Origin of the sequence: Dyella terrae, assembly GCF_004322705.1 — a bacterium.
Lineage (GTDB): Bacteria > Pseudomonadota > Gammaproteobacteria > Xanthomonadales > Rhodanobacteraceae > Dyella_D > Dyella_D terrae.
Map to the genome: position 1 here is coordinate 1010367 of NZ_SIZZ01000002.1, position 25186 is coordinate 1035552.

The 25186-nt window shown below is 64.4% G+C and carries 24 protein-coding genes; 9 read left to right on the top strand and 15 right to left on the bottom strand.

Annotated features, from left to right (window positions below; translation table 11 throughout):
- Nucleotides 1-4: 4 nt before the first annotated feature.
- The 5 genes from EYV96_RS15270 to cdd form a co-directional block, all read right to left on the bottom strand.
- A complete protein-coding gene (locus EYV96_RS15270) occupies nt 5-994 on the bottom strand; it encodes a DMT family transporter (RefSeq protein ID WP_131152386.1) in 990 nt (329 codons plus the stop codon).
- 54 nt (nt 995-1048) lie between these two features.
- Nucleotides 1049-1930 (bottom strand): AraC family transcriptional regulator, encoded by an 882-nt coding sequence (locus EYV96_RS15275; RefSeq protein WP_240732598.1) that lies wholly within the window; start codon nt 1928-1930, stop codon nt 1049-1051.
- Nucleotides 1914-2804: a 5'-3' exonuclease gene (locus EYV96_RS15280; RefSeq protein ID WP_425478741.1), complete on the bottom strand. Its 891-nt coding sequence runs from the start codon at nt 2802-2804 to the stop codon at nt 1914-1916. Before EYV96_RS15280 ends, EYV96_RS15275 begins: the two co-directional genes overlap by 17 nt.
- Nucleotides 2801-3370: a nitroreductase family protein gene (locus EYV96_RS15285; RefSeq protein WP_131152388.1), complete on the bottom strand. Its 570-nt coding sequence runs from the start codon at nt 3368-3370 to the stop codon at nt 2801-2803. The genes EYV96_RS15280 and EYV96_RS15285 overlap by 4 nt, the downstream gene beginning before the upstream one ends.
- 71 nt (nt 3371-3441) lie before the next feature.
- Entirely contained in the window at nt 3442-3855 is a 414-nt protein-coding gene (gene cdd, locus EYV96_RS15290) for a cytidine deaminase (protein WP_131152389.1), read from the bottom strand.
- Nucleotides 3856-4018: 163 nt separating this feature from the next.
- Between cdd and EYV96_RS15295 the strand changes: the two genes are divergently transcribed.
- The gene (locus EYV96_RS15295) at nt 4019-5113 is read left to right on the top strand and encodes an NAD(P) transhydrogenase subunit alpha (RefSeq protein ID WP_131152390.1); all 1095 of its coding nucleotides are present in this window, start codon (nt 4019-4021) and stop codon (nt 5111-5113) included.
- A 51-nt stretch (nt 5114-5164) separates the two neighbouring features.
- On the opposite strand, the gene EYV96_RS15300 is transcribed toward EYV96_RS15295, so the two are convergent.
- The 3 genes from EYV96_RS15300 to EYV96_RS15310 are packed head-to-tail and all read right to left on the bottom strand — an operon-like array spanning nt 5165 to nt 6747.
- Complete coding sequence (locus EYV96_RS15300; protein ID WP_131152391.1) at nt 5165-5740, bottom strand: DUF3106 domain-containing protein; 576 nt, start codon at nt 5738-5740, stop codon at nt 5165-5167.
- A 3-nt stretch (nt 5741-5743) separates the two neighbouring features.
- On the bottom strand, nt 5744-6118 hold the full coding sequence (locus EYV96_RS15305) for a hypothetical protein (RefSeq protein ID WP_131152392.1): 375 nt from the start codon (nt 6116-6118) through the stop codon (nt 5744-5746).
- Nucleotides 6115-6747 (bottom strand): RNA polymerase sigma factor, encoded by a 633-nt coding sequence (locus tag EYV96_RS15310; RefSeq protein WP_205746173.1) that lies wholly within the window; start codon nt 6745-6747, stop codon nt 6115-6117. The genes EYV96_RS15305 and EYV96_RS15310 overlap by 4 nt, the downstream gene beginning before the upstream one ends.
- Before the next feature lie 93 nt (nt 6748-6840).
- Between EYV96_RS15310 and EYV96_RS15315 the strand changes: the two genes are divergently transcribed.
- A complete protein-coding gene (locus EYV96_RS15315; RefSeq protein ID WP_131152393.1) occupies nt 6841-7146 on the top strand; it encodes an NAD(P) transhydrogenase subunit alpha part 2 in 306 nt (101 codons plus the stop codon).
- Nucleotides 7146-8573, top strand: coding sequence for an NAD(P)(+) transhydrogenase (Re/Si-specific) subunit beta (locus EYV96_RS15320; RefSeq protein ID WP_131152394.1), 1428 nt, complete (start codon nt 7146-7148; stop codon nt 8571-8573). The genes EYV96_RS15315 and EYV96_RS15320 overlap by 1 nt, the downstream gene beginning before the upstream one ends.
- A gap of 119 nt (nt 8574-8692) precedes the next feature.
- On the opposite strand, the gene EYV96_RS15325 is transcribed toward EYV96_RS15320, so the two are convergent.
- Nucleotides 8693-9133 (bottom strand): hypothetical protein, encoded by a 441-nt coding sequence (locus tag EYV96_RS15325; RefSeq protein WP_131152395.1) that lies wholly within the window; start codon nt 9131-9133, stop codon nt 8693-8695.
- 220 nt (nt 9134-9353) lie between these two features.
- On the opposite strand from EYV96_RS15325, the gene sufT reads away from it, so the two are divergent.
- The 3 genes from sufT (at nt 9354) to EYV96_RS15340 (ending at nt 16019) form a co-directional block, all read left to right on the top strand.
- A complete protein-coding gene (gene sufT / locus EYV96_RS15330) occupies nt 9354-9932 on the top strand; it encodes a putative Fe-S cluster assembly protein SufT (RefSeq protein ID WP_131152396.1) in 579 nt (192 codons plus the stop codon).
- 655 nt (nt 9933-10587) lie between these two features.
- Nucleotides 10588-12513 carry a S53 family peptidase gene (locus tag EYV96_RS15335; protein WP_131152397.1) on the top strand — a complete coding sequence of 642 codons (1926 nt, stop codon included), beginning with the start codon at nt 10588-10590 and terminating at the stop codon, nt 12511-12513.
- A 689-nt stretch (nt 12514-13202) separates the two neighbouring features.
- On the top strand, nt 13203-16019 hold the full coding sequence (locus EYV96_RS15340) for a pre-peptidase C-terminal domain-containing protein (RefSeq protein WP_131152398.1): 2817 nt from the start codon (nt 13203-13205) through the stop codon (nt 16017-16019).
- Between the two features lie 69 nt (nt 16020-16088).
- On the opposite strand, the gene EYV96_RS15345 is transcribed toward EYV96_RS15340, so the two are convergent.
- The 4 genes from EYV96_RS15345 to wrbA form a co-directional block, all read right to left on the bottom strand.
- Complete coding sequence (locus tag EYV96_RS15345; protein ID WP_131152399.1) at nt 16089-16580, bottom strand: asparaginase domain-containing protein; 492 nt, start codon at nt 16578-16580, stop codon at nt 16089-16091.
- Nucleotides 16581-16645: 65 nt separating this feature from the next.
- Nucleotides 16646-18286, bottom strand: a complete 1641-nt coding sequence (locus EYV96_RS15350) for an acyl-CoA dehydrogenase family protein (RefSeq protein ID WP_131152400.1) — start codon at nt 18284-18286, stop codon at nt 16646-16648.
- Nucleotides 18287-18333: 47 nt separating this feature from the next.
- Nucleotides 18334-18681, bottom strand: coding sequence for a DUF2069 domain-containing protein (locus EYV96_RS15355; protein ID WP_131152401.1), 348 nt, complete (start codon nt 18679-18681; stop codon nt 18334-18336).
- Complete coding sequence (gene wrbA / locus EYV96_RS15360) at nt 18678-19280, bottom strand: NAD(P)H:quinone oxidoreductase (protein ID WP_131152402.1); 603 nt, start codon at nt 19278-19280, stop codon at nt 18678-18680. Before wrbA ends, EYV96_RS15355 begins: the two co-directional genes overlap by 4 nt.
- A gap of 138 nt (nt 19281-19418) precedes the next feature.
- Here wrbA and EYV96_RS15365 point away from each other — a divergent pair, with 138 nt between their 5' ends.
- From EYV96_RS15365 to EYV96_RS15375, 3 genes are read left to right on the top strand one after another with little or no spacing between them, the layout of a single operon-like run.
- Nucleotides 19419-20687, top strand: coding sequence for a YihY family inner membrane protein (locus EYV96_RS15365; protein WP_131152403.1), 1269 nt, complete (start codon nt 19419-19421; stop codon nt 20685-20687).
- Complete coding sequence (locus EYV96_RS15370) at nt 20684-21154, top strand: TlpA family protein disulfide reductase (protein ID WP_131152404.1); 471 nt, start codon at nt 20684-20686, stop codon at nt 21152-21154. The genes EYV96_RS15365 and EYV96_RS15370 overlap by 4 nt, the downstream gene beginning before the upstream one ends.
- A 7-nt stretch (nt 21155-21161) precedes the next feature.
- Nucleotides 21162-21428, top strand: coding sequence for an acylphosphatase (locus EYV96_RS15375; protein ID WP_131152405.1), 267 nt, complete (start codon nt 21162-21164; stop codon nt 21426-21428).
- Nucleotides 21429-21437: 9 nt separating this feature from the next.
- Here the strand turns inward: EYV96_RS15375 and EYV96_RS15380 are convergent, their stop codons facing one another.
- Nucleotides 21438-24272 carry an EAL domain-containing protein gene (locus tag EYV96_RS15380; RefSeq protein WP_131152406.1) on the bottom strand — a complete coding sequence of 945 codons (2835 nt, stop codon included), beginning with the start codon at nt 24270-24272 and terminating at the stop codon, nt 21438-21440.
- Nucleotides 24273-24410: 138 nt separating this feature from the next.
- On the bottom strand, nt 24411-25184 hold the full coding sequence (gene ppk2 / locus EYV96_RS15385; protein ID WP_131152407.1) for a polyphosphate kinase 2: 774 nt from the start codon (nt 25182-25184) through the stop codon (nt 24411-24413).
- Between the last annotated feature and the right edge of the window lie 2 nt (nt 25185-25186).

The following is a 25186-nucleotide window of genomic DNA, read 5'->3' on the forward strand; positions in this document are numbered from 1 at the left end:
ACACCTACAACTGGTCGGTGACGGTGGCCGGTTCGGCGAGCTTGCGTTCAACCGGCACCGGCTTTATGCGAACCGCCCAGAGCACGCCGCACACCAGCGACGCCACGCCAAGCAGGGACAGCGCACCTGGCGCCTGACCACGCAGCAGGAAGGCATAACTCAGCGCAGCCAGCGTTTCGAAGACGATCAGCTGCCCGACGATGGCGGTCGGCAACCGCTGGCTCGCTTCGTTCCAGCACAGCGTGCCCAACCATGATGCAAACAGGCCGATCGCCAGCATCAGGCCGATGAATACGGCCGGGCGCGGGCCAAATGGCATCGCGAATGGCTCGTGGCGCACCCCCATGATCAGCCACAGCAAGGCGTAGCCCAGCAGCGCCATGGGAAGCGTCACCAGCCCCTGGGCCGTGGCCCATGTGCGTGGGCGTCGCCCGGGATGGGCACGAAGCCAGTCGGCATTGCGCAGCGGGTACCAGGTCCAGCAAACGACGCCGCCAAAGGCCAGCCATGCACCCCAGGCATAGCGACCGAGGTCGGCATCGGCATCGTGGCGCAGGGCGCCGAGCTCAGCCTGATTCACGCAGGCGATGCCGGCGGCAATCAGCAGCAGCGACGGCACCAGCCTCAGCCAGGGCAGGCGTCCATCGCGCCCGGCGTTGCGCAGGTTGGCGCTGATCGCGATAACCACCGGCAAGGTGCCGATGATCATGGTCGGCACGGGCGCGCCGGCACGTTGGATGGCGCTGGCAAGGAACAGGTAATAGAGGAGGTTGCCGACCAGGGCGAGTTTCGCCGCCTCGAGCCAGTCACTGCGCGTGAGCTGGCGAAGCGCCTTGCGGTCCAGCCATGCCAGCGGCAGCGCGATCAGGCCGAAGGCGACGTAGCGTCCCACCGATTGCAGGGCAGCCGGGTATTCCGGAACCAGCAAGGGCCCGACGAAGACCAGCCCCCACATCAGGCCGGCGATCAGTGCGTAGAGAATGCCTTTGAACATGGGCCTAGCGTGCCGCACGAGCGCACGGCCGTCTTGTACGAGATTGCTGTGCGGTCAGCGCGCGAGGACCTGGCGCTGATAGCGCGCCGGGGTGACGCCGTAGCGATGCGCGAAGGCGCGGGTGAGATGGGCCTGGTCGGTGAGGCCCGTCGCTGCCGCCACGCTGGCCGGTGCTTCACCGCGGGTGAGCAGGCGTTTGGCTTCCGACAGGCGCATGGCCATCAGCAGTTGCTGTGGCGTCACGTGGTGCTGTTGCTGAAACTGGCGCAGGAAATGCGAAGGACTCAGATCCGCGACCGTGGCCAGCTCATCCAGCGTGAGGCGTTGGGCGAAGTGGGCGCGCAGATACTCGATCACCGGCGCAAAGCGCGCGTTGGCATGGTTGCGCGCCGGGTCGGCCACATGCGCATGGCGACGCACTTCCTGCAGCAGTGAAAACATCAGGCTGTCGAAGGCCAGGGGTTCGGGCGCCTGCCACAGCGCGCTGAGGAGCTGTGTCACGCGCTTCGCGGATGCGGCGTCTTCGCGCACGGCATCCGTGAACCACCACGCCTGCTCACCCGTGAGGGTCTCCACAGCCGTGCGATCGATGTACACCATCTGATAAAACCAGCCGCCTTCCGTTTCGGCGCGGCCGGTGTGCACCTCTTCGGGGTTCATCAGCACCAGTGATTCGGGTGGCGCCAGATGGTCGGCGCCGCGGTAACGAAATCGTTCCGCCCCCGTTTCGATCGCACCCAGGCCAAAGCCGTCATGCATATGCGGCTCGAAGGCATGGCGCACGATGTGGGCGCGATACAGTTCGATGCCTTCCCGATGGGCGGGAAGGCGAAACTCCGCCGAGTCGTGCGGGTGATCGAATTGGCCGGGGACACCCTGCATGACGTCGATGATGGCACGCCGCGCGTGAGGGTGGCGATCAGTCCACGAGCGCACGCAGGCGCGTGCGCGTCAGCGGGCCAAATCGCAGGCGTCCGCACAGCTCGTCGATGCGGGCGCTGTCGCCGGCCTGGCGCAGGCAGGCATCCGCATGGGGCGGCACCGGGGCGTCGAGGGCAATGCGGGTGAGGCGTCGATAGAGCAGTGCCAGTTCGCCGTGTTCGCGCAACTTCGCCGCGCAGGACGCCGCGCCACGCAGGCGCAGGAAAGGCACTTCTTCCACGCGTTCGAGCAGGGCATCCAGACTGCCGAAATGCGATAGCAACGCGGCCGCGGTTTTCGCGCCGATGCCGGGCACGCCGGGGATGTTGTCGACGGCATCGCCGCACAGGGCCAGGTAGTCAGCCACCTGGTGCGGATGCACGCCGAGTTTTTCATGCACGCCGGCGGGCCCCCAGCGCAGGCCACGCGCGTAATCCCACTGTTCGTCGTCGTCGCCGAGCAGCTGGCCGAAATCCTTGTCCGCCGACACGATGACGCTGCGGAAACCGTGCCCGCGCAGGCTCCACAGGCTGCTGCCGATCAGATCGTCGGCTTCGAAGCTGTGGTCGATCAGCACGGGGATGCCCAGCGCCTCGGCGATTTCGCGGCACAGCACGAACTGGCGCTCCAGGTCGGGCGGCGGCAGTTCGCGATTGGCCTTGTAGGCCGGATAGATCGCATTGCGGAACGACGTTGTGAGCGACGCGTCGAAGGCGACCGCGATGTGCTCGGGTTTCACGCGCTCAAGCAGTTCGCACAGGAATCGCGTGAAGCCGTGCACCGCGTTGACCGGATGGCCATCGGCATCGGTGAATTCATCCGGCATCGAATGCCAGGCACGGAAGACGTAGAGACTGCCGTCGACGAGATGGACGGCTGAGGGACTCACGCTTGCCATGTCGAGACCAGGTCGTCTAGGGCAGGACGGTCGCGATCGGGGACATCGATCTGCGGCGTGCCGATGTGGACGAAGCCGATCACGTGTTCGTTGCCGGACAGGTGCAGCATGGCGGCGACATCGTGGTCGTACGCGGCCCAGCCGGTCAGCCACTGCGCACCGTAACCAAGCGCCTTGGCACCAAGCAGCAGGTTGTAAGCGACACAGCCGGCGCTGAGTTTCTGCTCGATCTCCGGCACCTTGCTGGTGACGTCCACGCGGGCGACAACGATGACGACGAGCGGCGCGTAGGTGTAGCGGGTGCGTTCCTTCTCGCGCTTGGAATCGGGAAGGTCCGGGTTTTTCGCGAGCGACAATGCCGCCAGGCGTTCGCCAAACTGCAGTTTGTCGTTGCCTTCCAGCAGGATCATCCGGAACGGCACGAGCTTGCCGTGGTCCGGCACGCGGATGGCCGCTTCCAGCAGCTCACGCAACTGATCGCTCCCGGGTCCGGGCTCGCCGAGCTGGCGCGATGGAACGGAGTAGCGGTTGAGGAGCGGCGAGAGCGCAGGGGACATGGGGCTTCCGATGCAAGGCAAAGCGGCCATGCTACCCCTCGCGCGTCGCAGAGGCGAATGGAAACGCGTCCTCAGGCCTTGAGCGGCAGCGTGAAGGAGCCCGGCAGCAGTTCGTCGATCGAGGTTTCCTGCAGATCGCCTTGCAGGTTGGTCAGCAGCACCGGCATGTCCGGATCGCACAGTTCGGACATCACCTGGCGGCAGGCACCGCAGGGGCTGATGGGTGTGGGCGTGTCGCCAATGACCGCGAGGCGGACAAAATCGCCGGGGCGATATCCGGCGGCAATGGCGGAGAACAGCGCGGTGCGTTCGGCACAATTGCACAGCCCATAGGACGCGTTCTCGACGTTGCAGCCAAGGAACTGACGGCCGTCGCGCGTTTGCAGCGCGGCGCCGACCAGGAATCGGGAATAGGGTGCGTAGGCTTTTTCGCGGGCCTGTCGGGCCAGTTCGAGCAGCGGATCAGCAATAACACTACGAGACATGGGGCCTCCGTTACGGGACCCCGTGGCAATCGGCCGCTTGACAGCAGCGGGTTGCCGGCGGTGGGCCAGTCTAACCCTATCCACAGGCCTGCGCGCAAGAGGCCTTGCCCGGTCCGCCGTCGCTGGCTCTATGATGCGGAGACCTATCCGCAGGGGATGCACGATGCCGATCACCGTGGCTGCATTGCGAGAAACCGCTGCCGGCGAGCGCCGCGTGGCGATCACACCGGAAGTGGCGAAGAAGCTGCATGCCAAGGGGATCCGGGTTTTGCTCGAACGAGGCGCCGGGGACAGCGCTGGATTTCCAGATATTTCCTACGCCGATGCGGACTTCGCTGACGCGGATGCCGTGCTCGCTCAGGCCGATGTGCTGGCGTGCGTACTGCCGCCTGATGACAGCGTGTGGGCCAGGCTGCGCGAAGCGACGGTGGTCGTGGGCCAGCTTCGTCCCTACGGTGCCGCCGCGCGCCTGTCGGCGATGGCGCGTCGCAAGCTGACCGGCTTCGCGTTGGAACTTCTTCCGCGCACGACGCGTGCGCAAGCGATGGACGTGCTCAGTTCGCAGGCGGCGGTCGCGGGCTATCGCGCCATGCTGATTGCAGCGGAAAACTCGCCAAAGTTCTTTCCCATGCTGACGACTGCGGCCGGCACCATCCGGCCGTCCAAAGTGCTGGTGATCGGCGCGGGCGTGGCGGGTTTGCAGGCCATTGCCACGGCGCGGCGCCTGGGTGCACAGACGGAAGGTTATGACGTGCGCCCGGAAACGCGCGAGCAGGTGGAATCGCTCGGAGCGAAGTTCCTGGACCTCGGCGTCAGCGCGGCAGGCAGCGGTGGTTACGCGCGTGAGTTGTCGGCCGAAGAGCGCCAGGCGCAGCAACAGGCCCTGGCCGATCATCTCAAGGGCGTCGACGTGCTGGTGACGACGGCGGCGGTGCCGGGACGTCCTTCGCCGAAGATCGTGACCGAAGCCATGGTCGCCGTCATGAAGCCCGGCGCATTGATCGTGGATCTCGCCGCCGAAGGCGGTGGCAACTGCGAACTGACACGCCCCGGCGAGCGCTCGGAACACGGCGGCGTGACCATCCTTGGCCCGCTGAACCTGCCAGCCGGCGCGCCCCTGCATGCTTCGGAGATGTATGCGCGAAACGTGTACAACTTCCTTGAGTTGCTGGTGAAGGACGGTGCGTTATCGCCCGACTTCGGGGACGAACTGGTGGCGAAGTCCTGCGTGACCCGCGACGGCCAGTCGCACGCCTGAGCCGCGCTTCGTCGGATAAGCAAACGGGCCGCGATGCGGCCCGTTTTCGATTCAGCGACGCGGCGGCGGTGGCGGACGCCCGCCCGGCCCCATGCCCGGCGGCGGCCCCATGCCACCGTGCGGCGGTGGAGGCATGCCATTCTGCTGGCGGAACTCGCGCATCAGTTGCTGGCGCTGTTCGGGCGGCAGTTGCTGGAAACGCTGGAATGCGGCGTGCAGTTGCTGGCGCTGTTCCGGCGTCAGGTTCTGGAACTTGCGCATGTTCTTCCGCGCTTCCTCGCGCTGTTCCGGCGTCATCTTCTGCCACTGTTCGAGGCGGTCCCGCACCTTCTGCCGTTCATCCGGCGGAAGGGCATTCCACTCCTGCGCGCGCTGGAGCATGCGCGACTGGCGCTGAGGAGGAAACGTGTCCCATTCCTGCTGCAAGGGCGCGAGGACTTCACGCTCGGACGGTGTCAGCTGGCTCCAGGATCGCGGCGCCGGCGGCGGGCCCGGGGGCGGCCCCGGCGGGGGTCCCATGCCTGGCGGAGGCGGCGGGGGCGGCATCTGCTGGGCAAAGGCCGGCGACGTGGCGCCGGCGAGCAAGGCCATCAGGAACAAAGCGTGTACGCAACGCATCAGACGCATGGATCAGCGGCTCGCCTGCGTACTGTCGTTGGTTGCCAGCCAATCGTAGAAATCGAGGTTCTGGACCATGCTGGGGTCGATGCTCGAGACATCCGGCGGCAGGTCGTCCTGTTCGGTCTGCTCCGTACCCTGGGCACGGTTAGGGAGATCGCCGCGCATCGGGGCGAAGAACATAAGTGCGGCGAAGGCCACGGCGGCAAAGGCGCCGGCCGGCACCAGCAGGCGCGTCATGCGCGTGACCGCAGGCGGCGTGGCGACGGCCAGGGCGGCGCGACGGGCCGCACGGAGGCGGCCGGCGGTGACCGGGTCGATCTGACGACTGGCCTCGCGGTACAGCGCGCGGGCGCGGCGTTCCAGGTTGTTGTCGGGCGAACTCATCGCCATTCCTCCAATTGGTCGCGCAGACTGTGCATGGCGCGCGACAGATGGGTTTTCACACTTCCTTCGGAACATCCCATGGCCCGTGCCGTTTCAGCGACATCCAGGCCCTCCAGAACACGCAGCATGAACGCTTCGCGCTGGCGTTGAGGCAGTTTCTTCACCGCGGCTGCCATATCCGCGTACGACTGGGCATCCTGCAGCCGGTCCAGCGGGCCGGGTCCGGTATCAGCCGGGTCCCAGCTGGGCATTTCGTCGCCGTCATCGTCCCGGCCGCCACCCAGCCATCCCACCACGATCGAGCGTACCTTTCGGCGACGCTGCAGATCGACGATGCGTCGGCGCAGGATCCCCCAAAACAGCGGGGTCCATTCCTGGGCCGGCTTGTCGCCGTAATTGCGGACCAGGCGCAGCATGGCGTCCTGGACCGCGTCCAGGGCATCCTCGCGGTGCCCGAGGTTGAGCTCGGCCATGCGGAACGCGCGGCGTTCCACCTGGGCCAGGAATTCGTTCATGGACGCGGGAACCGCCCGGGTGTCTTCGGTCAGCAGTTCGGCGTCCAGCGTGGATACGACGCTGTTCACGGCGGGGACGTCCGCCTCGTCGGAGCGCTCATCCGCGGACTCCATGGTGGTGACTCCACGCATCAACGCGGCAGGCTCGCACGGGTTGACCTGCAACCGTATGATGCGCCTACAACGGTGTTATGGCAGGGAGGGGTCATGATCGACGGGTTCCTGGCGCTTTACATCTTCATGCTGGCCGCTTTTACCGGCTATGAAATCATCGCGAGAGTGCCGGTTATCCTGCACACACCGCTGATGTCAGGTTCAAACTTCGTACACGGAATTGTGCTGGTTGGCGCCATGGTTGCGCTAGGGCATGCGCAAACGTCGTTGGAAATTGCGATTGGCTTCATCGGCGTGCTGCTGGGGGCGGGCAATGCCGCCGGCGGTTACGTGGTGACCGAGCGCATGCTGGAGATGTTCAAGTCCAGCAAACCTGCCGGCAACCGGGAGGCTAAGTGATGGCCTGGTTGCCGACGTTGATCAAAGCCTGTTACTTCCTCGCCGCACTGCTGTTCATCCTGGGTCTCAAACGCATGAGTTCGCCGCGCACCGCGCAGGGCGGCATCGTGTGGGCGGGCGTAGGCATGTTGCTGGCGGTTCTGGCCACGTTTGCCCTGCCGGACATGCATAACCGTGGGCTGATCCTCGCCGCCGTGGTCATTGGCGTCGCGGCGGCCTGGTGGTCTGGTCGCCGGGTGGCGATGACTGATATGCCGCAGATGGTGGCGCTCTACAACGGCATGGGCGGTGGCGCAGCCGCGGCCATCGGCGCGGCCGAGCTGTTTGGCTTCAGTGCCAGTGCCGTGACCCTGCTCGACGGGGGAACCTTCACCGCCGACGGGGCGGGGCCGGATACCGCGCAGCTGTCGCTGGCCGTGCTGGGTGCGTTGATCGGCGCCGTGAGCTTCTCCGGATCGCTCATCGCCTTCGCCAAACTCCAGGGTTGGCTGGACAGACGCTTCGTGTTCCCGGGCCAGCGCGCCGTGAACATGGCCGTCCTTGCCGCTGCCGTGGTCATCGGCGTGATGCTGGTGACGGGGCAGCTGACCTCGCCCCTCATCGTGGCGTTTTTCGTGCTGGCGCTTTTGTTCGGCCTGATGATGACGCTGCCGATCGGCGGTGCCGACATGCCGGTGGTGATATCGCTGTACAACGCGTTCACCGGATTGGCCGTGGCCTTCGAAGGTTTTGTCCTGCAGAACGAGGCGATGATCATCGCCGGTACCGTGGTGGGTGCCGCCGGTACCTTGCTCACGCAGCTGATGGCCAAGGCCATGAACCGGTCGCTGGGCAATGTGCTGTTCGGCAATTTCGGAGCCGGCGGCGGTACGGCGCAGGAGATCGGCGGCAGCCAGAAGCCGATCGAAGCGGCGGACGCGGCGGTGATGATGGCGTATGCCGAGCGCGTGGTGATCGTGCCGGGTTACGGCATGGCCGTGGCCCAGGCGCAGCACAAAGTGTGGGAGTTCGCGCAGCTGCTGATTGCACGCGGGGTGAAGGTGAAATTCGCCATCCATCCAGTGGCGGGGCGCATGCCCGGTCACATGAACGTGCTGCTCGCGGAAGCCGGCGTTCCCTACGACCTCATCGTGGACATGGAAGACATCAATCCTGAGTTTCCGACGACGGACGTGGTGTTGGTGATCGGCGCCAATGACGTGGTGAATCCGCTGGCGAAGACGGATCCGACGTCACCGATCTACGGCATGCCGATCCTCGATGTCGCCAACGCCAGACAGGTCATCGTGGTGAAGCGAGGCAAAGGCACGGGTTTCGCCGGCATCGAGAATGCGCTGTTCTACGCAGATAACGCCCGGATGCTTTATGGCGATGGGCAGGCTGCGGCAGGGCAGCTGGTGACGGAGTTGAAGGGCGTGGATGGCTAGCGTCGTTCAGACAGGCTGCCCGCTCTAACGTCGTCATGCCGGCGAAAGCCGGCATCCAGGGCGTTCACCGCGATACTTGGTGGATGCCGGCTTTCGCCGGCATGACGGCATGGCAAGCGTTAGCCGGCTTGCGAGCGTTGGCGTGCCGGCCGTCCGGCCGCGACGGCGGCGAGCGCTACGCCCGCGCAAAACCACACCCAGTCCTGCCCGGACCAGTTAAGCCGGGTCAGCTGCCACAGCAGGCCAAATCCGGCCGTCTTCATGGCATCCACCAGCCCCAGCCCCATGCTGCCGGCGATCCGGGCCGCCGAAGTAAGCACACCCACATAAGCACAGGCCAGCATCGTGGCCAGGATGGCGAGGACGGTGGCGCCCTGGCGATCCGGGCGGATCCAGCTGCGGATCGCGCGTCCGAGCATCCAGCCAAACGGGATGGCGAGAAAAGGCAGGGGGCGCTGCATATAGAGCGTGGGCAGCATCCACACGGCGCCTGCCGCCATGCCCAGCATGAGGGCGCTGAAGACGGAGAACAGGACGACAAGCGGGTTACGTGCGCTCATGGGGCGAAAACGAAACAAAGCTGGGCTGGCACGAAGGGTTCCCGCGGGTAAACCCCGATCATAGCGCCATCGGGCGGTAGGCCGGCCCTTGAGATCGATCCGTGCCGGCCTGATCTGGCACTACGTAGCCGTGCGTGGGTCCCGGTCGGACCCTGTCAGCGGCATAATAGACAGCTTGGCCCGGTGAATCCCCGGGCGCGATGAGATTCGGCGGATAGGCATGAGTGGTTTCAGTCTTAGTAGCGAACCCTTCACCCTGGAGCGGGACTGCGAGGCCGTGATGGTCCCGCAGGGCGAGACCGTGACCCTGCCTGCCGGGCAGATCGGTTACATCACCCAGGCGCTGGGCGGCAGCTTCACCGTGTATGTGGAAGGCAACCTCTTCCGCATCGCGGGCAATGACGCCGATGCGCTGGGCAAGGAGCCCCCGCCGCCGATCGAACTCCCCGCCGACGCCACCGACGCCGACGTCGAAAAGCTCGTTTGGTCGCAGCTGCGCACCGTGTTCGATCCGGAGATTCCGGTCAACGTGGTGGAGCTGGGCCTGGTCTATGACGTAAGCCTTGAAAAGGCCGCACCCGACGGCAGCGACAGCGACGAAGGCGCTCGCAAGGTCTATGTGAAGATGACCCTGACCGCGCCGGGCTGTGGCATGGGTGACATCCTGGTCGACGATGTGCGCACCAAGCTCGAACTCATCCCGACGATCATCGATGCCGACGTCGACCTGGTGTTCGATCCGCCGTGGAACCATTCCATGATGTCGGATATCGCCAAGCTCGAAACCGGCATGCTTTGACGGCAACGCAAGGTTGATGAAAAGAAAGGCGCCCCATGGCGCCTTTCTTTTTGTCCGTGTGATGACGATTTGCGCGGGATCATTTAGCGCGCATTTATTTGAATCGATCAGGCTCGCCGATGGCCAGTCATCGAAATGGACGTCCATTCGCAGAATATCGCCTTTGAATATTGCGGCGAGAGTGTGACCTGCAGCGCACCTGCATTCAGGGAAATCGTTGCCATGCCTTGCGTGTCGTTGGGGACGTGATTCGAAATTCGGTTCGAATCGTTCGGGCCGTGCCACCTTTCAGTCGACTTAAGCGGGCGAAAGGACTCACGCAGGTTGCTGCGTGCCATGGCGTGGTTATCCGGTGAAATCCGCGCCGTTCTTTCGATTCGATGCCCGCATTTGTTCGATGTGACAACGGCATTGACGCTGGTGCAGCGACGCTCGTAGCGTTGCGCGGTCCGTCAACTTACGGACCCATGTCAGGCGATACGCAAGGGCGGTGCACATCGCAGCGAGTCGAATCTCCATTCGGGGGGCGCTGCGTGTAAGTCGCAGGCAAGTCTTCTTCTCGATCCCTCGTCACGTTTCACAAACCGAAACCCGGCATCGGCGGCAAGCGTGGCCGCAGGGGACAACTCATCCTCAAGAAAGTCAGGAGCACCCAATGACCAACCGTCAGCAGCTTCGGGGTACGCGTGTTCTTCGCAAAGCCATCCTGCCCGCCGCGCTTTCGCTCGCGGCACTTTCCTTCCAGGCGCACGCCGCGCAGTCGTGGGTAACGACGCGTACCGACGCCGCACTGATCAAAACGGTCGCACCGGCCACGGCCACCAGCGCATCGACGCTTTCCTCCGCCGGCGGTGGGCAGGTCTGGGCGCTGAACATGCATGACACGCCGGCCCTCGAGAGCACCCTTGTCACGCCGCTTGAGGCAAGCAAGTCCGTCCACGTCGTCCTCAGCCTGCGTCTCAAAAACGAGGGCCAGCTGCAGCAGTTCCTGCACGACGTGGCGACGCCGGGCAATGCGGACTTCCAGCACTTCCTCACCCCGGATCAGTTTAAGAGTCGCTTCGCACCGACGGACGCCGAGGTCCAGAAGGTCGTCGCGCATCTTCAGCAGGCGGGTTTCACCCACGTCGAGGTGGCGCCGAACAACCTGTTGGTATCGGCCGACGGCAATGCGCTGAATGTCGGGGCGGCCTTCAACGCCACGATGAAGACCTTCCAGTATCGCGGTCGCCAGCATTTCGCCAATGACGTACCGGCGATGGTGCCGCAGGAGCTAGGTGGCATCGTGGGTTCCGTGCTGGGTCTGCAGGACGTGGTCGTGCCACACACCATGAGTCATATCGGTCCGCGCGTGGATACGAAGACGCAGCCGCAAGCCACCGCTTCGCAGGTTGCGCACAAACCCACCGACTTCCCGACCATCTACGACGTCGGAACGACGCCAACCGCGTCAGGCACAAAGGTGGGCATCATCACCTGGGGCGACATGACCCAGACCATTGCCGATCTCAAGACCATGACCACGGCCGATGGCCTGGCGACGGTCAATACGCTGGTGGTGAAGACCGGTAGCAGTGCCTACGCCGACGATCCCAATGGCGACGGCGAGTGGAACCTCGACAGCCAGACCATCACCGGCACCTCCGGTGGCACTTCGCAGCTGATCTTCTATACCGCGCCCAATTGCGACTCGAGCGACAGCTGCCTGACGGATGCCGCGATCACCGCGTCGTATAACCGCGCTGTTACGGACAATGTCGCCAAGGTGATCAACGTATCGCTGGGCGAAGACGAAAGCGCAGCGCACAGCTCTGGCACGCAGGCGGCGGACGATGCCATCTTCGCGCAGGCGGCGGCACAGGGGCAGACGTTCTCCATCGCCTCGGGCGATGCTGGCGTGTACCAGTGGTCGTCCGATCCGCTGGAGGGTGCGCCCGGCTACGTAGAGAATTCGCGGGGTACGGTGAAGATCACGCTCACGCATTATTCCGTGAGCGAGCCGGCGACGTCGCCCAATGTCGTGGCCGTAGGTGGCACTACCTTGAGCACCTCGGGTACTGTCTGGTCGGGCGAGACGGTGTGGAACGAGGGACTCGCTACCATCGACCCGGGTTACGACAGCAACAAGCGACTGTGGGCCACCGGTGGTGGCGTGAGCTTGTATGAAACCGCGCCTGCATGGCAGACGGCCGCCCTGGGTTCAAGCATCACCAAGCGCGTGCTTCCTGACGTCGCATTCGATGCGGCACAGTCCACTGGCGCCATCATCTATATCGATGGCGTGCAGTACCAGATTGGCGGTACCAGCCTGGCCTCGCCCATCTTCGTGGGCTTCTGGTCGCGCATCGAATCAGCCCACGCCAATGCGTATGGGCTGCCGACCAACAACATGTACACCAACTTCAAGGCACATGGCACGACGGCGCTGCACGACATCACGTCCGGTTACAACGGCATCGTCAGCGGCGGCAAGACGTACGGCTACTCGGCGGCGACGGGCTGGGACTACACCACGGGCTGGGGCAGCTTTGACGTGAGCGCGTTCAACACGTTTGTGGGGACGTACTTCAGTACGCCGTAGGCCGATGGGTGAGTGGTGAATAGTTAATGGTGAATGGGAAAAGCAGGGGCCCGGCGCTCCTGCTTTTCCGCTCTTTCCATGGACCATTTACAGCGAGCGTCCGCGAGCGGATTCACAGGCGCGCAGCGCCCGCCGCCCTTTGAATCGTGCCAAAAGTGCTTGCTAGAAGCCGCTTCTTCAGTTCGCATTTATCAACGCCAACGGGCGCGCAAACTTTCGTTCAGTTTGAAACGCAAGAAAACATGGCGACGAATTGATCACTGCGTTTTTCCTTCACGCGCATCACGTGATGCAGTTCGAATATGGATCGTGCATTTCACGCGCGTGAAACCAGGCGTCACGCGTGTCGACAATTTCTTGCGACAAGCGCTTGCGATCCATGGCGCCATTTTCAGGGCTTTTCGTACGCATTGACGCGTGTCGGTGACGGCACGTAGCGTCAATCCATTCGTCAATGGGGAGGTTGACGGATGGTTCGTTGAGGTGTGCATCGCCCATTCGCATCGCCACCTTCGATCAACGTCTCACGCGACCAGTCACGGAGTGACCAGGGGGAATCGCGGCGCGGGCGTGCAACGAATCGCATCAGTGCAATCCAATACAGGCGCCGTGCCGTGCACGGCCATTCTCATGGGGCCACGCGGCCGCATAGGGCCCGTTTGTCCCCGATAAAGACCGGGAGTTATGGAATGACCAGTCGTAAACATCTGTGGGGAGTGACCAGGGGAACACGCAAAGCCTTGCTGCCCCTGGCGGTATCGATGGCCATGATGGCCGGCACGTCGCACGCGGCGGACAGCTGGGTGAACACACACACCCATGCTGCCATGCAGAAGACCGCGGCACCTGCCTCGACGTCCACCGTTTCAACGATGTCCGCCAGTGCAGCCAAGCCAGGCTGGACGCTGACCATGCGCGGCAATCCCACCGTGGACGACGCGCTGGTGACGCCGCTTGAGGAGAGTCGCGCGCTGCACGTTGCCGTGAGCCTGAAGCTTCGCAACCAGGATCAGTTGCAGCAGTTCCTGCATGACCTGGCGACGCCCGGCACGGCCAGCTATGGCCAGTTCCTGACGCCGGCGCAGTTCAAGGCGAAGTACTCGCCGACCGATCAGCAAGTGCAGGCCGTCATCGCGCATCTGCAAAGTGCGGGCTTCACCAACATCACGGTGTCGCCCAACCATCTGCTGATCGAGGCCGATGGCCACGCCAGCAATGTGCAGGCGGGCTTTCGCGCCACCATGAAACAGTTCCAGTTCCGCGGCCGCCAACGCATCGCCAACGATGCCGAAGTGCTGGTGCCGGCGTCCCTGGGCGACACGGTCAACGCCGTGCTCGGCCTGCAGGACGTGAGCGTGAAGCACACGATGTATCACTTCATCAAGCCCAGCACGCAGTCGGAGCTGAAGGCCTCCGCTCCCGTGTCGACGAATGCCACGGCAGCGGCCGGAACCATCACCAGCCACAATCCGACGCAGTTCGCGGCGATCTACAACGCCGGCAGCACGCCGACGGCGTCGAACACCACGGTGGGCATCATCACCTGGGGTAGCACCACGCAAACGGTGACCGACCTCAACACGTTCACGTCGAACGCAGGCTTGCCGACCGTCACCACGCAGACCGTGAAAGTCGGTACGGCCACGCTGTGGGACGATGCGGACGCCGACGGCGAATGGGACCTCGACAGCCAGACCATCGTCGGCACGTCCGGTGGCGTGCAGAAGCTGATCTTCTACACTGCCGCCAACGGCACCAACGACGCGAGCCTGACCGATGCCGGCATTACCGCGGCGTACAACAAGGCCGTGACGGACAACGTCGCCAAGGTGATCAACGTTTCGCTTGGTGAAGACGAAACGGCCGCGCACAATTCGGGCACGCAGTCGTCCGACGACACCGTGTTCCAGCAGGCCGTGGCGCAAGGCCAGACCTTCTCGATTTCCTCGGGCGACGAAGGTGTATACGAGGCGCAGCAAGGCGTGCTGACCAACACATCCGGTACGGTCACTGCCAATCTCAGCGCCTACTCGGTCAGCGAGCCGGCCTCGTCGCCGTACGTCGTTGCCGTTGGTGGCACCACGCTGAGCACGACCAGTGGCACGACCTGGGCCGGTGAAACGGTGTGGAACGAAGGCCTTGCCTACGTCAGTTCAACCGACCGGCGCCAGCGCCTGTGGGCCACGGGTGGCGGCGTCAGCTCGTTCGAAACCGCGCCTACCTGGCAGACCACGGCGCTGGGTAGCTCCATCACCCATCGCGTGCTGCCGGACGTGGCGTTCGATGCGGCGCAGTCCAGCGGCGCGCAGATCGTCTACCAGGGCAGCCTCGCGCAGATCGGCGGCACCAGCCTGGCCTCGCCGATCTTCGTCGGCGTGTGGGCTCGCCTGCAATCAGCCAACGGCAACGCACTGCCGTTCCCCACGTCGAAAATGTATGCCGACTTCCCGAACCATCCCGAGTTGCTGCATGACGTCTCGTCGGGCAACAACGGATACAACGGCTATGGCTATAACGCCGCGGCGGGCTGGGACTACACGACGGGCTTCGGCAGCATCAACATCTCGGCGTTGAACACCTTTGCCGCGGCAAACTGGGTCTCGGGCGGTGGCACCACCGGGCCGACGGCGAACTTCACCGATACGGTCAGCGGCCTCACGGTGAACTTCACCGACAGCTCTACGGACACGGGAGGAACCATCAGTTCGCGCTCGTGGAACTTCGGCGATGGCAGCACGTCGACGGCAACGAACCCGAGTCATACCTACACGGCGGCGGGCACCTATACCGTTACGCTGACGGTTACCGACAGCAACAGCAAGACCAGCACCAAGACGCAGTCGGTGACCGTGACCAGTTCCGGCGGTGGCGGCAACGTCCTGCAGAATGGCGTGGCGCTTACCGGGCAGTCGGCCGCCACCGGTGGCCAGTTGAGCTACACGGTGCCGGTGCCGGCAGGGGCAAGCAACCTGGTGATCTCCATCTCCGGTGGCACGGGTGATGCCGACCTTTACACCAAGTTTGGCGCCGCGCCGACGCTCAGCAGCTACGACTGCCGTCCATACGTCAGTGGCAATACGGAGAGCTGCACGGTCGCCAGTCCGCAGGCAGGCACGTATTACGTGATGCTCAATGCGTACGCGGCGTTCTCGGGCGTCAGCATCAAGGCGACCTGGTCGACCGGTGGCAGCGGTGGCGGCAACGTCCTGCAGAACAACGTACCGGTGACGGGCCTGTCCGGCAGTGCGGGTACCAAGCTCAACTACACCGTGACGGTTCCGGCGGGTGTCAGTTCGCTCACGATTGCCACGTCCGGTGGCACGGGTGATGAAGATCTGTACGTCCGCTTCGGCGCCGCGCCGACCACCAGCACGTACGACTGCCGTCCGTACAAGACCGGCAACAACGAGAGCTGCACGGTGACATCGCCGAGTGCGGGCACGTACTACATCATGCTCAACGGGTATTCGTCCTTCTCGGGTGTGACGCTGAAGGCGAACTGGTAATCATGGTGTGTTGACACGAAAAGCCCGGCGTTGGCCGGGCTTTTCTCTTGCAGTTGCGAGCGGCTTTCTTCAGGTCTGGCTTTCTTCGAAGCGATTCGCGTCGCGGTTCTTGCGCACCTTCGACGGATCCCACACGCGACCGTTCATCGTGATGTACACGCCATCGGGGAGCGTCTGCACGGCAGCCACGGCGCAGCCGATATTGAACACGGCGTCCGAGCCCTGGAAGCGCGCCGGATTCAGCGCGCCGGTGAGCACGATGACCTTGCCCTTGATGCTGGCCAGTTCGCGCGCGGTCTCGACCATGGTGTCGGTGCCGTGGGTGACCAGGACGTAGCGATGCGGCTGCGCTTCGATCGTCGAGCGGATCAGCGCACGGTCCTCGTCGCTGATGTGCAGGCTGTCCTTGCGCAGGATCGGGATCACGTCGAACTGGAAGGCCACGCCCAGCTGGCTGAGGATCTCGCCGATCTGCGGCGCACCGATCTTGTAGTCCGACTTGTCGTCGAAGTAGATCTTGTCGATGGTGCCGCCGGTGGTGACGATGGTGAGATGCTGCATGGTCGCTGCGCCGTTCGATGGGGATGGGGCATTTTAGAGGGGCGGGGCATCCGGGGCCATGCCTCTCAGATCAGCAGGACGGTATCTCCCGGTTCCACGGCGTCCAGACGGTCCAGACCATGGGCCACGTAACGCCGCAGGGCCGCCCCGGGCCGGCGATCGCCACGATGCTGCTTGCACCAGGCGGCCTGGCGGGCAAGGAGGGCCGCCGCGGTGCAACGGGCCAGGGTGAAGGCCAGTCCGCGTGCGCCCGATTCGAGCTGGTCGCGCTGGCTGCCGTGGGTATCCAGCCACTGGCGGGCCGCTTCCAGCGTGTGCTGGATGGCACTGACCGCGTGCATGTCGTCATTGTCGGCCAGCCAGGAGGCCACCGAGCCGCGCAGTGCCTGAACGGCATCGGCATTGAGCGCGCGCAGGCTGTCCAGCGACAGCACGTTGGTGGTGCCTTCCCAGATGGCATAGACCTGCGCATCGCGCAGCAATTGCGGAAGGCCGGTGTCCTCGATATAGCCGGCGCCACCGAAACACTCCAGGGCCTCGGAGCAGATGCGGATCGCCTGTTTGGCAGTCCACAGCTTCGCCAGCGGCGTGAGCAGGCGAAGCAGTGCTGTTTCTTCCGGTGCCGCCTGGCCTTGTTCGACGCGGCCCAACAGATGGGCCACCTCAAAGGCGAGGGCGAACGATGCCTCGAACTCGGCCTGCATGCCGGCCAGCGTGTACGCGTGCAGTGGTTGCTCGATCAGATGCTTGCCGAAGCTCTCGCGACGATGCGCGTAGTCGCGTGCCAGTTGCAGGGCGCGCGCCATGCTGGCCACGGCACAGACGGCATTCCAGGTGCGCGTTACGTTGAGCATGGGCGCCACCTGCCGCACGCCATGGCTCAGTTCGCCGACGGGCCAGGCCGGTAGGCCATCGAGATGAATCTCCGCGGTCGGCAGCTCGTGCGTGCCCAGTTTGTCCTTGAGTCGATCGACGAGCAGCTCCGGCTTGCGCTCCGATCCGTTCATGGTTTCCACGAAAAACAGGGCCAGCGCACCCGGGCCATCGCCAGCGCCCTCCGGCCGGGCGAGCGCCAGCGCCGCCTCGCCCACGACGGCCGAGCTGAACCATTTGCGGCCATAGAGCCGCCACTGGCCAGCCGCGTCGCGTCGCGCCACGGTTTCGGTGCGCCCGACGTCCGACCCACCCGCGTTCTCGGTCATCCACTGGCCGCTGAGCCAGAACGTCGACGGGTTGCGACTGAGGAAATGGGGCAGGGCGCGATCGATCAGCGCCTGGTTGCCTGAGGCCTTGAGTGCCGTCGCCGCGCCGTCGGTCATTGCCAGCGGGCAGCAATAGAACTCGCTGGCGGGGTGATAGAGGTAGACGCGCGCGAAAGCTTCGAGTCGCGCGGTCGGGTGCGCTTCATGACCCGACGACAGCACGGCATGGCGCGTCGTCATGTGCGGGCCTTCCTGCCACGCTGGCGTCAGCTCGATGCGATCGACCCGCTTGCCCCAGGCGTCCCACTGCGTAAGCACCGGCTTGCGTCGCGACGTTGCGTTGACGCGATGGAAGGCCATTTGCGCGTAGTCGCCCAGCGCATCGAGATCGGCGTCGATCGCCGAACGCCGCTCGGAGGCGAGCGCGCGATCGAGCAACGAAAGCAGCAGGCGGTCATCGCGGTAGGGATGGACCAGTTGCGGGGCGTCTTGCACGAATCCCATGGGGCGGCTCCCGTGGTGGATTCGTCGAGTATAGGCGCCCGCCGGCGCTATGTTTTCGGCTTGCGCTTCACCCCCGCGCCCAGCGTGCCGATCAGCACCAGGGTCAGGATGATTTCGCACAGCGCCAGCCAGCGCTCGCTGGAAGAACTCCAGCCTTCGGCCACGCCATGGCTGAAATAGAAGAGGCTCAGGATGCCCACCCACAGCAGCGCGCGACGCACGTCGGGCAGCGCCAGCAGCGGCAGCAACAAAGGAAGCACAGTGATCAGGAGCACCAGCCACAGCGGCATCAGCTGGGGAGGGAAGAGCCAGGCATGCCAGGCCAGCTGCAGCACGGTCAGCAGGGCCCACGAGGCCATGCCGACGCGGTACGTGGTCGCCACCGGCGCCGTCATGCGGCACCTGCCAGCTTGCGCGCCACGTCGGCAAGGCGACGGCCCAGTGCACGGGCCAGCTCACGCTCGTGTTCGGTGATGGCGTTTTCGCCCTTGGGGCCGGCGACGTGGCTGGCGCCGTAAGGCGAGCCGCCGCTGAGCGTCGACGTCAGCGCGGGCTCGGTATAGGGCAGGCCCACCAGGATCATGCCGTGATGAATCAGGGGCAGCGCCATGGTCAACAAGGTGGATTCCTGGCCGCCATGCATGGTGCTGGTGGACGTGAAAACAGCCGCCGGCTTGCCGGCGAGCGCACCACTGGCCCATTCGGCGCCCGTGGTGTCCAGGAAATGCTTCAGCGGCGCGGCCATGTTGCCAAAGCGGGTGGGGCTGCCCAGGGCGAGGCCCACGCATTCGATCAGGTCCTGGCGCGAGACATAGGGCGCGCCTTCCTCAGGCTCGGGCGGCTGGGCGATCTCGGTCACCGGTGCCACCGGCGGCACCTGGCGCAGGCGGGCCTGCATGCCGGGGATTTCTTCCACGCCGCGCGCGATCAGTCGCGCCAGCTGGGCCACGTGACCGTAGCGGCTGTAGTAGAGGACCAGGATGTCTTGGTTCATGCGGCAGGTCGCCTTGCGAAAAGTGTCTTGGCGGCTGGGGAAGCGTCTTGGGGCACCCTTCACCGCGAATCGGTTAGTGTACCGGTCCAATCCGTCCATGTTGCTGCCCCTGCGGCAGCAGAGCACCAGGGATAAGCCATGGTCCGGCGTTTCGATCGCGATCGCATGCAGAGTTTCAGCCGCTTCATGTGGCAGCGTTTCATCGATGACAAGTGTTTCGAAACCGCGGGTGCGTTGTCCTATACGACGCTGGTCTCGCTGGTGCCGCTCATGGTGGCGGTGCTGGCCATGTTCTCGGCCTTCCCGGTATTCGAAGAAGGGCGCGACAAGCTCATCGACTTCGTCTTCACATTCATCCCGGCGGCGGCGGAAACGGTGAAGAATGCGCTGCTGGCGTTCGCCGCCAACGCCAGTAAGCTCACCGGCATCAGTGTCCTGGTAATGCTGTTCAGCGCCGTGTCGATGATGATCAGCATCGAGGACCGCATGAACCGCATCTGGCGCGTGCATTGTCCGCGGCCGTGGGGCTCGCGCATCCTGTTGTACTGGGCGGCGATCAGCCTGGGGCCGATCCTGGTGGTGGGTGGCCTGGTGGTCAGCTCTTATGTCACGGCCCTGCCGCTGATGCAGAGCGTGAGCGGCCTGGGGCTGGGGGCGCAGCTGCTGCGCTTCCTGCCGTTCGTCGTTACCTTCCTGACCCTGATGCTGCTCTACGTTGTGGTGCCCAACCGGCGGGTGTCGATCACCCATGCCGCAGTGGGTGCGCTTATCGGTGCCGTGCTGTTCGAGCTGGCACGATGGGGTTTCGCCCAGTTCGTGCGTCACGCGCAGACGTACCAGCAGATTTACGGCGCGGCGCTGGCGGCCCTGCCCATTCTTCTGCTGTGGATCTACCTGTCATGGATCATCGTGATCCTGGGTGCATCGATTGCCGCGTCGGTTTCGGCCTTCGAGTACCAGTTGCCGGGCGAAGACCTGCCCGAAGGCACGGAGTTCCTTGGTCTCCTCGTCGTGCTCAAGCACTTCGTGGATTCGCAGCGCAAAGGTTACAACCTGGATCCCGCGCTCGTGCGCGTGCGCGAACCCTATCTGCGCAGCGCTTCGATCGCGACGTTCTTCGCCGACTTGCAACGCGCCGACCTGATTCAGCGCGGCGAGGCGGGCGGCTGGTTGCTGACGCGCAGCCTGGATGCCACGGATTTGCTGCGTGTTTACCAGTCGGCCGAGTACCGCCTGCCACTGGAGCCGGCCGAGGAAGTCCAAAAGCTTGGCATCGCGCTCCCCGATGAGCTTATTGGCCTGCTTCGGTCGGTGGCGGAATCGCTCCGGGCGGAGCTTGGTACCCGCCTTGATCAGGCTTTTCCGCCGACGGCGGATATTCCGGAAAGCAAGGAAATCCCTGCATGAAATGGCTCTACACCTTTGTCCTCGCTGCTTCCCTGGTGGTGCCCTCGGCGCACGCTGCCATGCCGGAGCGCCCGCAGCTGAAGATCACGACGCTCGACGGCAAGTCGTTCGACCTTGCATCGCATCGCGGCAAGTACGTCATCGTCAATTACTGGGCGACGTGGTGCGTGCCTTGCATCAAGGAAATGCCCGACATCTCGCAGTTCGTCACCAGGCATAAAGACAAAGTGACGGCGATCGGCCTGGCATACGAGGATTCGGACAAGGCCGACATCCAGGCCTTTCTCGCCAAGCATCCGGTGAGCTATCCGATTGCGCAGGTCACCCTGGACAAGCCGCTGAAGGATTTTGACGAGCCGCGCGGCCTGCCCACCACGTGGCTCATTGGTCCGGATGGCAAGGTGGCAAAGCGTTTTGTCGGTGGCGTGACGGAACAATCCCTTGGTGATGCCATGGGCGTTAAATAGGCACGCCATGGCTAGCGCGCATTTTATCGTCAGCGGACGCGTGCAAGGTGTGTTCTACCGCGCCAGCGCGCGCGAACAGGCGCTTGCGCTGGGGCTGATCGGATATGCGAAGAACCTGCCTGACGGTACGGTCGAAGTGCTGGCCAGCGGCAGCGAATCGGCCATTGATGCACTGGAACAATGGCTCCGTCGCGGGCCCCCGGGGGCGAGGGTGGATCGTGTCACGCGCACGGTGACGACACCCTTCGAGGGTCGCGGCTTTTCCACGCTTTAGCCGTCGGCGCTACGCCGGCTCGTCCAGCGCAATAGCGCACTGGCGCCGTGACGGACGGGGCGTAAACATCAGCGGCGCGGAAATCGCGAACCCCTGTGCAAAGTCGATGCCCATGCGTTCGACCTGCAACAGCAGTTCGGGACAACTCACGCATTCAGCAATCGTCAGCTTGCCGGTGACGTGACCGATATTGTTGATGGCCTGCACCATCGCCAGGTCAGTGGGGTCGTCGATCATGTCCTTGACGAAGCTGCCATCGATCTTCACGAAATCGACGGGCAGGTGCTTGAGGTACGTGAACGAAGACATGCCTGCACCGAAATCGTCCAGGGAAAAGCGGCAGCCCAGTGCGCGCATTTCGTTGATGAAGACCGTGGCGCGGGAGAGGCTGCTGATTGCCGCGGTTTCAGTGATCTCGAAACAGATCGACGACGGTGGCACGCGGTGCGCGATGAACTGGCGGCGCAGGAAGTCGGAGAAGCCGTCTTCGCACAACGACATGCCCGACAGATTGATGGCGCAGATGTCCGGCACTTGCGCCGGTTGATGCTCCAGGCGATGACGCAGCGTACCGAAGGCTGCATCCACCACCCAGCGGTCGATCGATGGCATCAGGCCATAGCGTTCGGCGGCAGGAATGAAGGCGCGCGGCGGAATCAACGCGCCGTCTTCTTCCACCATGCGCAGCAGCAACTCCACATGATGCCCCTGGCCCGGTCCGCGCAGATCAATGATCTCCTGCGCCAACAGGACGAATCGATCGTCGGTCAGCGCTGCCTGGATACGGCTGACCCAGCCCATTTCGGACTGACGCGTGGCGACTTCGTCATCGCCCAGATGGTACGCCTGGACACGATTGCGTCCCTTCTCCTTCGCCAGGTGGCAGGCCGCGTCGGCGGCGCCAAGGATGTCTTCGCGCGTGAGGCGGTCGCCCACCAGGCTGACCAGGCCAATACTCGCGCTCAGCGAAAATGCCCGGTCGCGAAAGGCGAAATGCAAATCGCCGACCGACATGCGGAGGTTCTCGGCGATCTTCATGCCGTCGTCCGCACCGCAGTTCTCGAGGAGGACAACGAACTCGTCACCGCCCAGCCGCGCCACCGCATCGGTTTGCCGGACTTCCTTGGTGAACAGCGCCGCGATCTGTCGCAGCAGCTCATCACCCGCGGCATGGCTGCAGGTGTCGTTGATGACCTTGAACTGATCCAGGTCGAGATACAACACGGTAAGCGGCTGCGTGGATTCGGCGGCGACGCGCGTAGCGAGGGCGAGCCGGCGCTCGAACTCACGCCGATTGATCAGGCCGGTCAGGCCGTCATGGCTGGCCTGGTAACTGAGCATCGCCGCGTGTTCGCGGTCGCTGCTGACATCGCGGATGATCAGCACGGCACCATCGATGCCACCATTGCGGTCGCGGATGGGCGTGGCGGTGATGTCCACGCCCATGAGCGTTCCGTCGACGCGTTCCAATAGCAGCTTGCCCACCGAGGACCATGGGGCGCATTCGCGCAGTACCTGTGCAAAAGGGTCGGGGAGACGCTCAAGCGTCGCCTCGTCGACCACGCGGCAGATGTCGCTGACATCCCGGCCGACCGCATCGGCGCCATTGCGACCGGTGAGGCGTTCGGCGCTGGGGTTGAGGTAGGCAATCAAGCCGGCGGCATTCGTCGTGATCACCGCGTCACCGATCGATTGCAGGGTGACTTCGGCGCGTTCCTTTTCCGCGTAGAGCAGTGCGTCGGCCAGTCGCTTCTCGGTGATTTCCGTCACCGAGCCGGCCATGCGCGTCGACGTGCCACGCCCGTCGCGCAGGGAGGTGCCGCGGGCGTGGAACCAGCGGAAATCGCCGTGGGTGCCGTCAATGCGGAACTGCACGTCCAGCGGCGAACCGTGCCGCACATGCGCAAGTACGATCCGGCGGGCCACGATGCGATCCTGCGGATGAAGCCGGCCGAACACCAGTTCGGGTGCACAGGGCTCAGGGGTGTGGACATCAAGCATGTCCTGGAGGCGCGGCGAGAGATAAAGTCGCCGGTTGCGACGGTCCCAGTCCCAGATGCCGTCGCTGCTGCCGTCGACCGCCAGCTGGAAGCGGTCTTCACTAGCCTGCAGGGCGCGGGCAACCTTGGCGCGATCGGCCAGCAACCGGCGCGTACGTCCGGCGGCAACAAGCACCATCAGGCACCCCGTAAGGCCAATCAGCCATCGAAGCAGGTTCGCCGTTTGCCGCGAGGCCTTGCCGAGTGCCTCCGAGAACGCTTCTTCCAGTGGCGTCAGGCGAGCATCAATGCGTCGAATGTGCTCCAGCGTGTTCTCGGTCCATTCGCGATCATGGTCGCCCCGCAGGTAGCGCGCGCGCACTTCATGGCCGATGGCGACCAGTTCGTCGATGCGCCTGTCGCCCTCTCGCCAGATCAACACCGCCCGGTGAATGGGCGCCATGTCGCTGAAATGACGATAGAGGCGTGACATCCCGGGAATGTCGTCATCGGCGATGCCGCCACGCTCGAACTCCGTCCGTACGATGTCGTCGTCGGGCTTGGGTTTATCCAGTTCGTCGCGGGCCCGTCGATCGCCAAGCGGGATGGCGATGGCATCAAGATAGTCGCGGTAATCACTTTCGGCGTAGCTGGAGAGGTAGCGTTCCAGATGCAGCACAGCCAGTTTCTGCCCCTTGGACCAGCGGCTTTCGCCGCCGACAAAGGCGCGTGCACCGGACATGATGTCCATGCTGACGGCACACATGCCAATCATCACCAGCACAACTACGACGAAGGGCACGACGATTTCGGTCGCCCGGCCACTCTTGCCCAGCGGAACAGCCCCCCGGCCTTGTCCGCGCATCAGTGCCTCCCCCCGGCGCTGGCTCTACGACTGTTCGGAAGTTATCGGCCGTCCCCGAGGCGGCTTGAGTTCCGATGGGCCGCGCGGAAGCATGACGTCCGTCACGCACGGGTGGCAGTGACCCATGGCGGGTACGACTCAGAACGAATCGGGCACCCAAAGTGCCTTGTCGGTCACCCGTTCGTGCTTGGGCTTGCCCTTGAGTTTGGCCAGCTTCACTTCGGGAATGGTTTCGTCATGGCGCGGGACGTTTTCGAGCAGGTGCCGGATCAGGTTGATGCGACCGCGCTTCTGGTCGTTGAAGTCGACGACGAACCACGGTGCATCGGAGCGGTGCGTATGTTCGATCATGCGATCGCGAAGTTTGCCGATCTCGGCGTATTTTTCGCGCGACGCCATATCGACGGGTGACAGCTTCCAGCGCTTGAGCGGGTCCTTGGCGCGGGAAGCGAAGCGTTCTTCCTGTTCTTCCTGGTCAACCGCCAGCCAATACTTGATCAACAGGATGCCGTCATCGGTCAGCAACTTTTCGAAAGCGGGTACTGCCCGCATGAACTCGTCGTACTGTGGCTTGGTGCAGAAGCCCATCGCCGGTTCGACAACGGCACGGTTGTACCAGCTGCGATCGAACAGCACGAGTTCCCCGGCGGATGGAAGGTGCGCCACATAGCGCTGGAAGTACCACTGCGTGGTTTCGTGCTCGTCCGGTTTGCCCAGCGCCACGACGCGGTAGCCACGTGTGTCCATTGACTCGGTGATGGCCTTGATGGTGCCACCCTTGCCGGCCGCATCGCGGCCTTCGAACAACACGACCAGGCGCCGGCCGCTGCGCTTGAGCCACCGGTTGAGGCCGGCCAGTTCCAGCTGCAGTTCTTCCATGATCTTGCGGTACTGCTTGTCGGGCTTGGACACGG